Annotated in this window: 13 protein-coding genes; 11 read left to right on the top strand and 2 right to left on the bottom strand. The window is 43.6% G+C overall.

Going from position 1 to position 14,146, the window contains the following annotated elements; all coding sequences use genetic code 11:
- The first annotated feature begins 198 nt into the window (after positions 1-198).
- Together NIASO_RS11430 and NIASO_RS11425 are read left to right on the top strand one after the other, a co-directional pair.
- The gene (locus NIASO_RS11430; protein WP_008585935.1) at positions 199-3,303 is read left to right on the top strand and encodes a SusC/RagA family TonB-linked outer membrane protein; all 3,105 of its coding nucleotides are present in this window, start codon (positions 199-201) and stop codon (positions 3,301-3,303) included.
- A 30-nt stretch (positions 3,304-3,333) separates the two neighbouring features.
- Complete coding sequence (locus NIASO_RS11425) at positions 3,334-4,863, top strand: SusD/RagB family nutrient-binding outer membrane lipoprotein (RefSeq protein WP_008585934.1); 1,530 nt, start codon at positions 3,334-3,336, stop codon at positions 4,861-4,863.
- An 8-nt stretch (positions 4,864-4,871) separates the two neighbouring features.
- Here NIASO_RS11425 and NIASO_RS11420 read toward each other — a convergent pair whose 3' ends face one another.
- Both NIASO_RS11420 and NIASO_RS11410 read right to left on the bottom strand, forming a co-directional pair.
- Positions 4,872-5,366 carry a metallophosphoesterase family protein gene (locus NIASO_RS11420; RefSeq protein WP_008585931.1) on the bottom strand — a complete coding sequence of 165 codons (495 nt, stop codon included), beginning with the start codon at positions 5,364-5,366 and terminating at the stop codon, positions 4,872-4,874.
- Positions 5,367-5,728: 362 nt separating this feature from the next.
- Positions 5,729-6,352 carry an outer membrane beta-barrel protein gene (locus NIASO_RS11410; protein ID WP_008585929.1) on the bottom strand — a complete coding sequence of 208 codons (624 nt, stop codon included), beginning with the start codon at positions 6,350-6,352 and terminating at the stop codon, positions 5,729-5,731.
- Between the two features lie 147 nt (positions 6,353-6,499).
- Here NIASO_RS11410 and NIASO_RS11405 point away from each other — a divergent pair, with 147 nt between their 5' ends.
- The 9 genes from NIASO_RS11405 (at position 6,500) to NIASO_RS11370 (ending at position 14,131) form a co-directional block, all read left to right on the top strand.
- A complete protein-coding gene (locus tag NIASO_RS11405) occupies positions 6,500-6,895 on the top strand; it encodes a hypothetical protein (RefSeq protein WP_008585928.1) in 396 nt (131 codons plus the stop codon).
- Positions 6,896-7,012: 117 nt separating this feature from the next.
- Complete coding sequence (gene infA / locus NIASO_RS11400; protein ID WP_008585925.1) at positions 7,013-7,234, top strand: translation initiation factor IF-1; 222 nt, start codon at positions 7,013-7,015, stop codon at positions 7,232-7,234.
- 110 nt (positions 7,235-7,344) lie between these two features.
- Entirely contained in the window at positions 7,345-7,461 is a 117-nt protein-coding gene (gene ykgO / locus NIASO_RS19940; protein WP_071609307.1) for a type B 50S ribosomal protein L36, read from the top strand.
- A 79-nt stretch (positions 7,462-7,540) separates the two neighbouring features.
- Positions 7,541-7,921 carry a 30S ribosomal protein S13 gene (rpsM, locus tag NIASO_RS11395; RefSeq protein WP_008585924.1) on the top strand — a complete coding sequence of 127 codons (381 nt, stop codon included), beginning with the start codon at positions 7,541-7,543 and terminating at the stop codon, positions 7,919-7,921.
- A 193-nt stretch (positions 7,922-8,114) separates the two neighbouring features.
- Entirely contained in the window at positions 8,115-8,516 is a 402-nt protein-coding gene (gene rpsK, locus NIASO_RS11390; RefSeq protein ID WP_008585923.1) for a 30S ribosomal protein S11, read from the top strand.
- A gap of 324 nt (positions 8,517-8,840) precedes the next feature.
- The gene (rpsD, locus tag NIASO_RS11385; protein WP_008585922.1) at positions 8,841-9,446 is read left to right on the top strand and encodes a 30S ribosomal protein S4; all 606 of its coding nucleotides are present in this window, start codon (positions 8,841-8,843) and stop codon (positions 9,444-9,446) included.
- Between the two features lie 102 nt (positions 9,447-9,548).
- Positions 9,549-10,550: a DNA-directed RNA polymerase subunit alpha gene (locus NIASO_RS11380; RefSeq protein WP_008585921.1), complete on the top strand. Its 1,002-nt coding sequence runs from the start codon at positions 9,549-9,551 to the stop codon at positions 10,548-10,550.
- Between the two features lie 134 nt (positions 10,551-10,684).
- On the top strand, positions 10,685-11,233 hold the full coding sequence (gene rplQ / locus NIASO_RS20660) for a 50S ribosomal protein L17 (protein WP_008585920.1): 549 nt from the start codon (positions 10,685-10,687) through the stop codon (positions 11,231-11,233).
- Positions 11,234-11,548: 315 nt separating this feature from the next.
- Positions 11,549-14,131 carry a phosphoenolpyruvate carboxylase gene (locus NIASO_RS11370; RefSeq protein WP_008585919.1) on the top strand — a complete coding sequence of 861 codons (2,583 nt, stop codon included), beginning with the start codon at positions 11,549-11,551 and terminating at the stop codon, positions 14,129-14,131.
- The last annotated feature ends 15 nt before the right edge of the window (positions 14,132-14,146 follow it).

The raw sequence follows: 14,146 nt of genomic DNA, 5'->3' as shown, positions 1-14,146 counted from the left end.
TTATTATTTGAAATACTTATTGAGAATTGCTATGTATTGATTATCAATATTATTTTTTAGATATGTAGTGTTAATGTAGGGGCGCATTTTTTTTAAAACTCTGTTTTGTAAAGCAATTTTGTGGCCGGAAAACGAATACTGCGCATTTTGAGAATGCTTTGCCGGTTCGAATAAATTATTAATTAACGCTATAAGTGTATGAAAAAAATTACAGGCTTGCTCGTACTATGTTTATTTATGTCGCATATTGCTGTCTGCCAAAGAACTACCATAAGGGGGTTGGTGTACAACGAAGCGGAAAAGCCGCTGGAGGGAGCTACCGTTGAGGTATTGCCCTCGGGGAATAGTACGGTAACCGACGCAAACGGAGCATTCAGCATTGCAGTTGCGCCGGGTGGTCAGTTGCGGGTTTCATTTGTGGGGTATAAAACACAGGTGACTGCTATCACTGACAGTATCTTTTATAAAATAGTACTGCCCTCTGGTGGGCCGGAACAATTGGAAACGGTTGTGGTGACGGCCCTCGGGTTAAAACGCCAGCAGCGGGAACTGGGCTATGCCACCCAGGAGGTAAAAGGCAATACCCTTCAAACGGTAAAAGGGGTTGATGTGGCCACTTCGCTTACAGGCAAGGTTTCGGGCCTGATGGTAAAAAACAGTGCTGAATTTGCTGCTGAGCCCGAAATGACCATCCGTGGGGAAAAGCCGATCCTGGTAATTGATGGTATTCCCTATGCCAATATGACCCTTCGGGACGTGCCAGCGGATGATATTGAATCCATTAACTTTCTGAAAGGTGCCACTGCAGCGGCGCTTTATGGCGCCCGGGGCGGAAGTGGCGCGGTAATGGTTACAACCAAACGCGGAGTAGGAAAAAAAGGGCTGAACATAAGTCTTAACAGCAGCAGCATGTTTGATGCAGGTTACCTGGCCATACCCGAGATGCAGAGCAAATATGGCCGGGTAGTAAATACGGCCACTAATACCTATGTACGTTCGGGCGATGGTTCCTGGGGGCCTCCGCTGGAAGGACAGAGCGTTATTCAGTGGGATCCCGCCAGCAAAACCATGAAAGCCATGCCTTTTTCGCCTGTTGGAAAGGATAATTTTAAAAACTTTTTAAATCAGGGCTATATCTTAAATAATAACCTCAGCATTACCCAAACCGGTGAACTAGGAGGTATACGGGCCTCCGCATCCTGGCTGGGGAACCGTGGCACCTATCCTAATTCAAAATTTGACAAAGTCACCTACAGCGTGGGAGGGGATCTTAAACTCAAACGTTTTTCGCTTTCCACTACCATGTCTTATAATAATCAAAGTTCTCCCAATATCGGGTTTAATGGGTACACGGCGTATGACCCAATGTATAGTATGCTGATATGGGGTTCTCCCGACTGGGATATCCGGCAATACAAAGACTATTGGGTGATACCCAACCAGGTGCAGAACAGCAGCTATACCGCTGGTAATAATAATCCTTATTTTGATCGTTATGAGCGTCTTCATACGTACAAAAAAGATATTTTCAGCGGGCAACTGACCATGAATTATGAGTTTACCGACTGGCTGAAACTTATGGTAAGAACCGGCTATGATAACTATAGTAATAAGCAGGAGGTACGAATTTCACAAGGCTCTTTCCAGGGCGGCGGCAACAGCACTGTTATAACCGGCGGTACTGAAATATGGGGCGAATCTCAGAAAGGCTCTTATAACATCGGAATTGGAAGAGGGTTTAGCAGCAATACAGACGCCATCCTGTCGGCCAATAAGAAAATAAAGGATTTTGCCATTGACGGGTTTTGGGGCGGTTCGGTGTTCTATAGCCAGGATGAGGGAATGGAAGCAAGGACGCAAAGCGGGCTTTCCGTGCCGGGGTATTATTCTTTAAAAGCATCTGTTACGGCAGCCAGTGTGGCCTCTCTTATTTATAAAAAACAAATCAACAGCACTTATGGAAAGTTAGGGTTTGGCTGGCGCAATATGGCGTTTGTGGAAGGTACTTTTCGGAACGACTGGGCCTCAACACTTGCTAAGGCCACCCGCTCTTATTTTTATCCTTCCGCTTCGGCAAGTTTTGTTGCCAGCGAGCTGATCCCCAAAAACGACTGGTTATCGTTTTGGAAACTGCGTGGCTCCTGGGCGCAATATAAAAGCCCTGCGGGTATTTATTCCATTAACCGGGTGTTTAGCATTGCTACCAACCAGTGGGGCGGTTTAAGCAGCGCGGCCAACCCAACAAGCATCCGCCCGGACGATATATTTGCCGAGGGCTCTACCACTACCGAGTTGGGAACGAATATGAGTTTTTTACGCAACCGGATCGTGCTGGATGTAACGGGTTACCACAAGCGGATGTATGATTTTATCGTGAATGCGCCTATCAGTCCTTCTGCCGGGTTTACCAATGTATATACCAACAGTAAAGAAGAAAGGACCCGTAAGGGAGTGGAGGTTACACTGAATGCTACAGCAATAAAAATGGCTGATTTTTCCTGGAATGTAGGACTGAACTGGTCAAAATATGCCACTTATTTTACAAAGCTGGATCCCAACTATTCTGTAATGAACCGGGATTGGGTAAAGGTTGGCAAACGGGCCGATTACTATACCATTATCGAGTACCAAACAGATAACCAGGGAAACATAGTATTTAATAACGGCGTACCCACTTATAAGCCTATCTTATCGTTAGCCGGATATTCTGACCCCGACTGGATCTGGGGATTTAACACCGGGTTCAGTTATAAAGAGTTCACACTGTCTGCATCGTTAGATGGAAGAGTGGGAGGGCTGGCGCAGTCTGTTACAGAAATGTATATGTGGGTTTCGGGGAATCATCCCAACTCGCTTACTGAAGAGCGTTATCTGGATGCCACACAGCCCGGCACCAAAAATTATTTGGGTAAAGGAGTAAAAGTGGTGTCCGGCGCCATTACCTATGATGCCAATTATAATGTGGTCAGCGATACCCGCACGTTTGCGCCTAATGATGTTTATACCACCTATAAATCTTATGTGACGGCCTTGCACAAAGGAACTGCCTGGGGCGGCGTGCCTTCGTCAGTTGATTTATACAGCACTACCTTTCTGAAACTCAGAGAAGTTGCGTTGACCTGGCGTTTACCGCGGAACTGGGCTCAAAAGATCAATGCAAAAGGAATTGCCGTTTCAGCAATAGGGCAGAATCTTATTTACTGGGCCAAGCAATTCAAGTATTCTGATATAGATGGCGGCACGGAAAACTTTACCGATCCATCCCTCCGTTACATCGGGTTGAATGTAAAGCTGGATTTTTAATGATTAAGAACAACACAAAAATTTGAAAAAATGAATAAATTATTTAGAACCTGCTGTGTGATGGCGCTGCCCGTTCTGGTGCTCCTGAGCTCCTGCAGTAAGTTTGACGAGATTAATGCCAACCCCGACGCTACAGAAAAAGTAAGCGCCTCTTTGCTCGCCACCAATATCATTTTGCAAAACCTGAAGTTCCAGGGCCGCGATGCCAAAGCCTATTTGTCGGACAATGGGTTGTCAAAATATATTGCTTATGGTAATGAAACCATTTTGGGTACCCAGTATAATGCCATCGGATCATCCGATTTTTCACCGATGATCCTGGTTACTAACGCAGCAAGTATGGTGGACTACGCCACGGGAACAAGCATGGAAAATTCGTATAAAGGACTGGCGGCTTTTTCGAGAGCATTTATGTTTTACCGGCTTACCATGCAGGTAGGCGATATTCCTTATAGTCAAACAGGGCAAGGGGCAACAGGCAATATCCGGGCCAGCTATGATACGCAGGAAGATGTGCTTAAAGGAATTTTGGATGAGCTGAAAAGTGCGGATCAGTATTTTGCCCAGGGAACTAAGTTTGATGGAGACCCTACGCCTTATAGCGGAGATCCGAATAAATGGCGGAGAGCTGTAAATGCCTTCGCTTTAAAAGTGTTACTGTCATTGAGTACAAAAGCAGATGCAGCCTCATTGAATGTGAAGGGCCGTTTTGCTGACATTGTGAACGGCGGTATACTACTGCAGAATAATACCGGGTTTTTAGGACTCAACTATTCCTCCGTAAATGTGCATCCTTTGTCGGGCACTAATGATCTGTTTACCAGTCGTACCATTATAAGTTCATTGGTGACCGACGCATTAAAAAGTCTTAACGACAGAAGACTTTATTATTTTGCCGATCCTTCAAAGGCACAGTTGTCCTCCGGTGTTCCTGAAAATGATCCCGCTGCCTATGTGGGAGCAAATGTGGGCGACGATTACAACCTGATCACGACCAATTTAATTGCCAATAAATATGCGTTGATCAATTCCCGCTATTTAAAAGAAGTTGCCGGTGATCCGCGCATGATGGTCACCTATGCAGAGCAGCAATTGGTATTGGCGGAAGCGCGGGTACTTGGCTGGATCACTACTGGAACTGCCAGGGATTACTATGAATCCGGTGTAAAAGATGCACTCGCTTCTTTTTTGCCCGTTAAAACCGGCTATGTACATGGAATGCCTATTACCCAAACATATATCGATGGCTATTTTACGGGAGAGGCGGCATTTAAGACAACGGCCGCAGACCAGTTAAAACAGATAGGGCAGCAGCGCTATTTGCTTAATTTTATGCAGGACCCCGTTACCGCATTCTTCGAGTATCGCAGGAATAAGTACCCTGTATTCCCTGTTAATCCGGCTACTTCATTAAATGAAAATGATAAAAATGCGATCCCTGTCCGCTGGTTATATCCTGCGTCAGAAAATAATTACAACAGGGATAATCTCATTGCTGCATTGACCCGCCAGTATGGTGGTGTTGACGATATAAATAAATTGATGTGGTTGCTGAAATAGGCCCGTTTTTATTTTCCTTTTAGTTCAATCACTTCACAATCTTTAATAGCTGTTCCGTCAATGGAAAAACGGATCAGCGTCCTTACTTTATGCCAGCCCTGCTTGCCCGCCGCGCCGGGGTTCATATGGAGGCACTGCCGGCGGTCGTCATACATGATTTTTAAAATATGGGAATGACCGCTGATAAAAAGTTGCGGTTGTTCCGTCCGGAGCAGGGGCCTGGTATCTTTATTATAATTAGGCGGATAACCACCAATATGTTTCATCAATACTTTTACGCCCTCGCATCTAAAAACAAGCGTTTCCGGAAACAGGCTGCGGAGCTCCTGTCCATCAATATTGCCATATACACCGCGCAGGGGTTTAAATGCCCCGAGCTGTTCGGCCAATTCCTTATTGCCAAAATCACCGGCATGCCAGATGGCATCACAATCTTTAAAATAAGTAAATACGGCTTCGTCTAAAAAGCCATGGGTGTCTGATAAAAGGCCGATCCGCGTCACGTTTTTTGTATAAAAGTAGTAAGTTCAGCGAAAGAATTATTGCAATGCGGCAATTGCGAGCAGATTTGTTCTCACAGACGCCTACAGATTCTAAAACTCTTCTGTATAAATCCGTCATAGGTTATCTTTAGTTCTCACGGATTTCGCAGAATACACAGATTTAAAAGTTCTGTGAAAATCCGTGCAATCCGAGAATACTTTTACTTTTCCAGAGCGCAACCCGTTGCGCCGTTGCTCCTCTGCGTCTTTGCGAGAAATACCAGGGCTTTCGTCCGCGTAAATCGGCGCAATCCGCGCGCCGCCAACACATAAAAAAACAGCCCCGCAAAAACGGAGCTGCATAAGAAGTATTCTAAACTTAATTAGAAGTTCTTGGATAGACCAATTCCTACAGAACGGCCAAAAGTCACATTAAAGTTGTTTACTTTATCCTGGCTTTGTTTGTATTTCATGGATGCATACTCAATACCGCCAACATTGAAGTTCAAGCCAAATCCGTTTTTCACATTAATGAATACGGCGGGGTAGAAGCCTACATTAAAACCATTCTTTTCTTGAGAATTAGCATTCTGGCCATTAACTTTTACCTTGGAGGACATGTATTGACCTTGCAATTGACCATAAACGGCGAAAATGTCGCTTAATGGAGCCGTATAACGTACAAATGGACCAACGCCCCATGCAGTGGTCTTTACGTTATTATCATACTGGATACCGCTGATACCTATTAGGTCATCGCTTCCAAAAACACTGGCGTTTTTAGTGGTGCTAACAGATCCAACAACACCAACAGTCCAGTTGTCATTAAACTGGTAACCAACAGTTGGGGAGATTTGAAAATAATTCATGTTGTCTTTGTTGCCGGCGCTGTCCTTAAAAGAGCGGGAGTTAAAATCAACATTACCACCAACTAATACAGTTCCGCTTTGCGCGTTTGCGCCTGCTATAACAGCAAGAGAAAAAAGGCTTAATACGATTTTTTTCATTAGATAAAATTTTAATTAGCCCTTGGGTCCAACAAACGTGCCAAACTCTAACAAAAAATTTATATTTAATTAATGATTTATTAACGCCCAAGGCAAAAAAAAGCTATATTTATGCTTGTAATTCATTGGTTTAAATAAATTTTAGCTATGCTGTTAAACGAATTGAAACCAGGCGACTGGGTTATCGTAAAGGATGACGGGGTGTCGCGTGAAGGCTCCGTTGTACGGGTTAGTACCGAAGAAGGCGAGGTTTGCGTAGATAATGGAGTACAGGAGTTCTGGTACCGGCCCGATCAAGTTAAGGGCATTCCACTCACTGAAGCACAGTTGATGCGCCTGGGATTTGAAAAAATGGACAATGAGTCAGGGCGGGGTGTCAAATATGGTAAGGGACCCTTCAGAGTGCTGGTGGCGGCGGCTGATAATTTTTCCAGGAGTGAAATATGGTACCGGGAGGATCGCCGGCAATACGATCGTCAGATAATGGTAAATGAGTTGCAAAACATTCATTTACAGATGACTAAGGTGCCTTTGGTGCACTAGTTTTTGGCAAAGCGATACCCTTATAAAGGAAGATATACCAGCTTTATTCTGAAATTAAGCAGAATAAGGCTTTTTTATTATACAGAATATACCTATCTTTGCAGCCCTAAAATTTGTATGTCAAAACAACCATTAATAAAACAAGACGGAGTGATCGTGGAAGCCTTGTCCAACGCGATGTTCAGGGTGAAGTTAGAGAACGGGCATGAGGTTTTGGCAACAATTTCCGGAAAAATGCGTATGCACTATATCCGCATTCTTCCGGGGGATAAAGTGGGATTGGAAATGTCGCCTTATGATCTAACAAGGGGGCGGATCAATTTCCGGTACCGGAATTAAAATGGTTCAAGGGTTTGAAGTTTAAAGCCCGCCTGACCGGACGGGCAGGTTTGAGGTGTTCTCTGGTTTAAACGTCAAGCATAAACGTCAAATATCAAACATTAAATAAAATGAGAGTAAGAGCGTCCATAAAAAAGCGTAGCGCCGACTGCAAAATTGTACGTCGCAAAGGGAAGCTTTATATTATTAACAAAAAGAATCCCCGCTTTAAGCAAAGACAAGGGTAATTATTTATAGTCCATGGTTTATAGTTTGTTGTTGAACCGTTAACCAGAAACTAAGAACTAAAAACAATAAATTTAAAATATGGCACGTATTGCCGGAGTAGACTTACCAAAAAACAAAAGAGGCGAAATCGGCCTTACCTATATCTATGGTATCGGCCCTTCTACCGCAAAATATATTCTGGATAAGAATAGTATCGACCGTAACAAAAAAGTAACGGAGTGGAATGATGCTGATCTGAATGCGATCCGTTCTACGATCACTGAAGAGTTGAAGGTAGAAGGTCAATTGAGAAGCGAGGTTCAGATGAACATCAAACGCCTGCTGGATATCGCTTGTTACCGTGGGCTGCGCCACAGAAAAGGATTGCCGGTTCGTGGTCAGCGTACAAAAACCAACAGCCGTACACGTAAGGGTAAACGTAAGACCGTTGCGGGTAAGAAAAAGGCAGCTAAGAAGTAATTAAGTCATCAGCTTTCAGTTGTTAGTTATCAGTATTTACTGATAACTGATGTCTGACGGCTGATCACTTTTATTATATGCACCATAACAACTGGTTTAATTACGGATACGGCGGTGCAACGTGGAGGATTAAACCGGGATTTGCCCCAGGGCGGATTATTTTTTTAAACAGGAATACCTCAGTTTTTCAATTATGGCAAAAGCACAAAACAGCGGAAAAGCCGCTGCAAAGAAAAGAGTGGTGAAAGTGGACGCTTATGGCGATGCACACATTTCTGCCACCTTCAACAACATTATTATCAGTCTTACCAACAAAACCGGCCAGGTAATTTCCTGGAGCAGTGCCGGTAAAATGGGCTTCCGCGGTTCTAAAAAGAACACGCCGTATGCCGCTCAGATGGCATCTGCTGATGCTGCTAAAGTAGCGCTGGACGCGGGTTTGAAAAGAGTAGACGTATACGTAAAGGGACCCGGCGCCGGAAGAGAAGGAGCGATCCGCTCACTGTCTCAGTCTGGTATTGAAATTGTGATGATCAAAGACGTTACGCCTTTGCCGCACAATGGCTGCCGTCCTCCCAAGAAGAGAAGAGTATAAGAATGGTTCATAGTGAATGGCTCATGGTTTATGGCTATAAACTGTTGAACAGTGTTACCGGACGATGAAGTGTGCGACGCAAGACCGCTGCTAGTAGTACAACAGTTGGTAACAAAAAAATAGAAAGTTCTTTAAATTTTTGCTGAGCGTTATAAAGTTGACAGGCTATATGTAAGTAAGCATTGCGCCTGTAGCATTAAGCGTTAAGCATAATTGATAGCCAATTGGCCTTCATTTTAATAAAGGGTACACAATTAATTTTTTCCAAAGCTTTTTACTGATTGCTGTACCGGTTTCTAAAAAAGCTTAAATGAAAGTATAATTATGGCACGTTACAATGGTCCTAAGACCAAAATCTCCCGTATTTTCGGAGAACCTATTTTAGGTAATGGTAAATGGTTGGGTAAAAACAGCAACCCTCCCGGTATGCACGGCGAAAAGCGTAAGCGTAAAACCCTGGGTGAATACGCCTTACAGCTGCGCGAAAAACAAAAAGCAAAATACACTTACGGTGTGCTGGAAAAACAATTCCGCAAAACTTTTGAGGAAGCGAACCGTCGCAAGGGTATTACCGGTGAAAACCTTATTAAATTACTGGAAGCTCGTTTAGACAACACTGTATTCCGCATGGGCATTGCCCCCAGCCGCCCTGCTGCCCGCCAATTGGTAAGCCACAAGCACATTGAAGTAAATGGTGAAGTGGTAAACATTCCTTCTTATCAATTAAAAGCCGGTGATATCATCACTTTGAAAGAAAGCAGCAAGGAGCGTTCGTCTATCACAAGCGTTATCCGTCCAAAAAATCCAAAATTCGGATGGATCGATTTCAACGAAACTGAAGTGAAAGGTACTTTCATTACGTATCCTGAAAGGGAAAATGTTCCTGAGAACATTAAGGAGCAGTTGATTGTTGAATTGTACTCTAAATAAGCTTAACGCAGAATGCATAATGCTAAACGCGTTAGGCGTTCTGCGTTACGCGTTTCGCATTTAGTTCAGTAATTGAAAAAAACTAAAATACAAATCCAAAATATGGCAATTTTAAATTTCCACCAGCCTGACAAAATTATCCTGCAAAAGGCTTCAGATTTTGAAGCTCAGTTTGAGTTTCGTCCTTTAGAGCCTGGTTATGGTGTTACCATCGGTAATGCTTTACGCCGTGTTTTATTGAATTCTTTGGAAGGATATGCTATTGTAGGCATTAAGATAGAAGGCGTAGATCACGAATTCGCCACTATGAAAGGTATCAGCGAAGATGTGGTTGAAATTATCCTGAATTTAAAACAGGTACGCTTTAAAAAGATCGTCGACCATGAAGTGGCCAATGAAAAGATCTCTATCTCTGTAAAAAACCAGACCGAGTTTACTGCGGGCCTGATTGCAGAAGGTACACAATCTTTCCAGATCATGAATCCTGATCTGCTGATCTGCACTATGGATTCTTCTTCCAAAATGGATATTGAATTAACTATTGGCAAAGGCCGTGGTTATGTTCCTGCAGAAGACAACAAAGTAAAAGATGCTCCTGTTGGATACATTGCTATCGATTCTATTTTTACTCCCATTAAAAATGTAAAATACAGCATTGAAAATACCCGTGTGGAACAACGTACGGACTATGAGAAGCTGTTGATGGAAGTAAATACGGACGGTACCATTCATCCGGAAGAAGCGGTAAAACAAGCCAGCCGTATCTTAATTCAACACCTGATGATCATTACAGATGAAAACATCACGTTTGATAATAAGGAAGAGAAGAAAGAAGACATGGTAGATGAGCAGACACTGCAGTTGCGTAAAGTATTGAAGACCCCGTTAGAGGATCTGGATCTTTCCGTACGTGCCTTTAACTGTTTGAAAGCCGCTAAAATCAACTCCCTGAGCGAACTGGTTCAGTACGAACAGGAAGACCTGATGAAGTTCCGCAACTTTGGCCAGAAATCACTTTCTGAAATTGAGCAGGTGCTCAACGAAAGAGGCCTGGGCTTTGGAATGGACCTTCAAAAATTAGGGATCGATAAAGACGATTATTAGAATGTGAAAATGTGAGAATATGGGAGTGTGAAAATTTCCACATTCTCACATTCCCAAATTTCCACATTAAACAGTAGGTTACAATTCCTTGACACGGTGTAACCGAATATTTTCAAATTTTCAAATTAAAAGTCATGCGTCACGGAGACAAAATCAAAAATTTAAGTCGCACTAAAGCTCACAGAGAAGCTTTATTAAGCAATCTTTCCTGCCAGTTAATTACGCACAAGCGTATTGTAACAACCCTTGCTAAGGCAAAAGCGCTGCGGGTATATGTTGAGCCTTTGATCACTAAAAGCAAAGACAACACCACACATCAGCGTCGTATCGTGTTTAGCCACTTACAGGATAAAGAAGCGGTAAAAGAATTGTTTGATGCAGTAGCAGCAAAAGTAGGTGGCCGCCCCGGTGGTTATACCCGCATCATTAAACTCGGTATTCGTCCGGGTGATGCTGCTGAAAAAGCAATGATCGAGCTGGTAGATTATAATGAAATTTATGGAAAAGGTGGCGAAGAGAAGGCGGCAGCAAAACGCACGCGTCGCAGAGGCGGCAGCGGCAAGAAAAAAGCCGATGAAGCTACTGTAGCGCCTGAGGCAGTTACCGCGCCGGTGGAAGAAGCTCCAAAAGCTGAAGCAGCACCGGAAACAGCCGCGCCCGAAGAAAATAAAGAAGAAGCTTAATTCTTTTTGATACGATCTTTATAACCTCACCCGGTTTAAACGGGTGAGGTTTTTTTGTGACCGGTAGTTTGCCTAGTAAAAATGCAATAGTCCGGTGTTCCAGCCGGGCCTGCTTCCTGTTTAGACAATTTATAACAGATGGAAATAGTTATTGAATTTTATATAAATAAATTATTAAATGATTAATAACTACCCTTTCAATTCGGGAAAATCTTGTATCTTCAACGCTGTTCTTTTCCCGGATATATAAAGAAGCTGGATTTTATCCAATTGCTTTATTCTGGTATTTAATTACTAAAATCAAATATAATTGATATGGATGTGGTAGCGAGTCAGTCCGTTCAGCGCTTTAAGAACGATGTTGGCGTACGATTCCAATTATATAATAGTTTATTTACTTCTTTGCCCTTTCACAAAATTGAGAAGACAGGAATTTTATTGTCGCTATTGTCCAGTATGTGTGAGGAAGGGTATGAAAAAGGATCGAGCCCTGTAACAATTATAGAAGATTTTTTTAGCCGCCACACATCCTTAACCGTGCCCAGGGAACAACTGGATCTCCTGTTCCGGTTCGTGCAATATGTAGAGCGCCAGGTGGTTTTGTTTGATGCACTGGAAGACGCTTCTTATAAAAAGATAAACGATGTTAACGGTCCGGGTACGTTAAAACAATTGATGGCTGCTGTGGTTCAAAACAACAGGGAGCAGCAGTTTGATAAGGTGCTGGAAGATTTTTGTGTACGGCTGGTATTAACCGCTCACCCTACCCAGTTTTATCCGGGTTCCGTGTTGGGAATTATCCGGGACCTGAGCAATGCATTGGTTAAAAATGACGCCAGTGAAATAAATACACTGCTGCAACAGTTGGGTAAAACACCCTTCTTTAAAAAGATTAAACCTACTCCTTTTGATGAAGCAGTAAGCCTCATCTGGTATCTTGAAAATGTTTTTTATCCGGCGGCGGGCCGTATACTCAACGAACTGAAAAACCAGTTCCCCGCTATTGCCGCGGATAAACATGCGCTTATAAAAATGGGCTTTTGGCCCGGTGGCGACCGCGATGGGAATCCCTTCGTAACTACAGATACCACCCTGCAGGTGGCCGCCGCATTGCGGGGGGCTATTTTAAAATGTTATTATTTTGATGTGCGCAGACTGCGGCGCCGGCTAACCTTTCATGATGTGGAAGATATTATGAGCGATCTGGAGCGTCGCTTATATGAAGAAGTCTTCATCCCGGGAAAGGATGCCAAAATAACCGACAAAGAAATTATTTCCATTCTCAAGGGCGTAAAGCAAATTGTTATTGAAAGAGCAAACGGATTATTTGTATCCCGGATACAGGATCTGATCAGCAAGATAGAAATATTCGGACTGCACTTTGCATCACTGGATATAAGACAGGACAGTTCCATTCATGAAAAAGTCTTTTCACAGATAGCGGCCTCACCTGCCGGCCTGCTGCCAAAGGATTACGATAGCCTGGAGGAAAACGAAAAAGTGAAACTGCTGCTGAATCTTAAACAAATTGATACGGCATCAATATTCGGCGACAGTGTTGTCAGGGATACGGTTGAAGTAGTGAACGCTATCTGTGCCATACAAAATTCAAATGGAGAGCAGGGCTGCAACCGGTATATTATCAGCCATGCTACCAGTGTGCTGAGCATTATTGAAGTAATAGGCCTGTTTAAACTGAACGGCATTGACAACGACGAAATCAATGTAGACATTGTTCCGCTTTTTGAAACAATTGAAGACTTGCAAAATGCGGGAGAGGTTATGAAAACCCTTTATTCCCTCCCGGAATATAAGGCGCTTTTAGAGCGCCGGGGTAAAACACAAACCATCATGCTGGGCTTTTCTGATGGTACAAAGGACGGTGGCTACCTGATGGCCAACTGGAGCATTTACCGCGCCAAGGAAGAGCTGACGCGTATTACAAGACAATACGGGTTTGATGTTATTTTCTTTGATGGCCGTGGCGGCCCTCCCTCCCGTGGCGGCGGAAAAACCCATAAGTTCTATGCATCTATGGGGCGCAATATTTCCAATAAAGAGATCCAACTGACAATACAGGGCCAAACAGTGAGCGCCAATTTTGGTATTATTGATTCGGCGCAGTTTAATATTGAACAACTGATTAATGCGGGGGTCTCCAGCTCCCTTTTTGCTGACCGGTATCCTCCGTTAAACGGAAAGCAGGAGCAATTGTTGCAAGAGCTTTCTTCCTATGGTTTTGATGCTTACGTACAGTTGAAAAACCATCCGCAACTGGCCAATTACTTATATGAAATGAGCCCTCTGCGCTTTTATAGCGAAACGAATATCGGAAGCCGGCCGGCTAAAAGAGGCCAGCAACAAACTACCATTTCATTGGGCGATTTACGCGCCATCCCTTTCTCCGGCGCCTGGAGCCAGTTGAAGCAAAATGTACCCGGCTTTTTTGGCGTAGGCACCGCGTTAAAACGAATGGAATATATCGGGCGCTTTGATGAGCTGAAGCAATTGTACAACGAATCGTTGTACTTTAAAACGCTGCTGGATAATTGCGAAATGGCCATGAGCAAATCCTATTTCCCGATAACGGCCTACATCGCAAACGATGAGCAGTTTGGCGATATCTGGCAAATGATTTATGATGAGTTTGCTTTAACGAAACAATACATTTACAAACTAACCGGGCATGATACATTAATGGCTTCCTACCCGGTAGATAAATTGTCTATCCGTATGCGGGAGCGGATCGTAATGCCGTTGGTTACCATTCAGCAATATGCACTGGTAAAACTGCGCGATGGAAACAGCGAGCTGGAAGATTCGTTGCGTGAGGCCTACGAAAAGCTGGTAATGCGTTGTTCTTTCGGTATCATCAACGCAGGAAGAAATTCGGCGTAGTTACACACATTCTAC

The sequence above is a fragment of the Niabella soli DSM 19437 genome (assembly GCF_000243115.2).
Classification (GTDB): domain Bacteria; phylum Bacteroidota; class Bacteroidia; order Chitinophagales; family Chitinophagaceae; genus Niabella; species Niabella soli.
The sequence above is the reverse complement of the archived record's forward strand: the minus strand, read 5'-3'. Positions and strand labels throughout refer to the sequence as shown.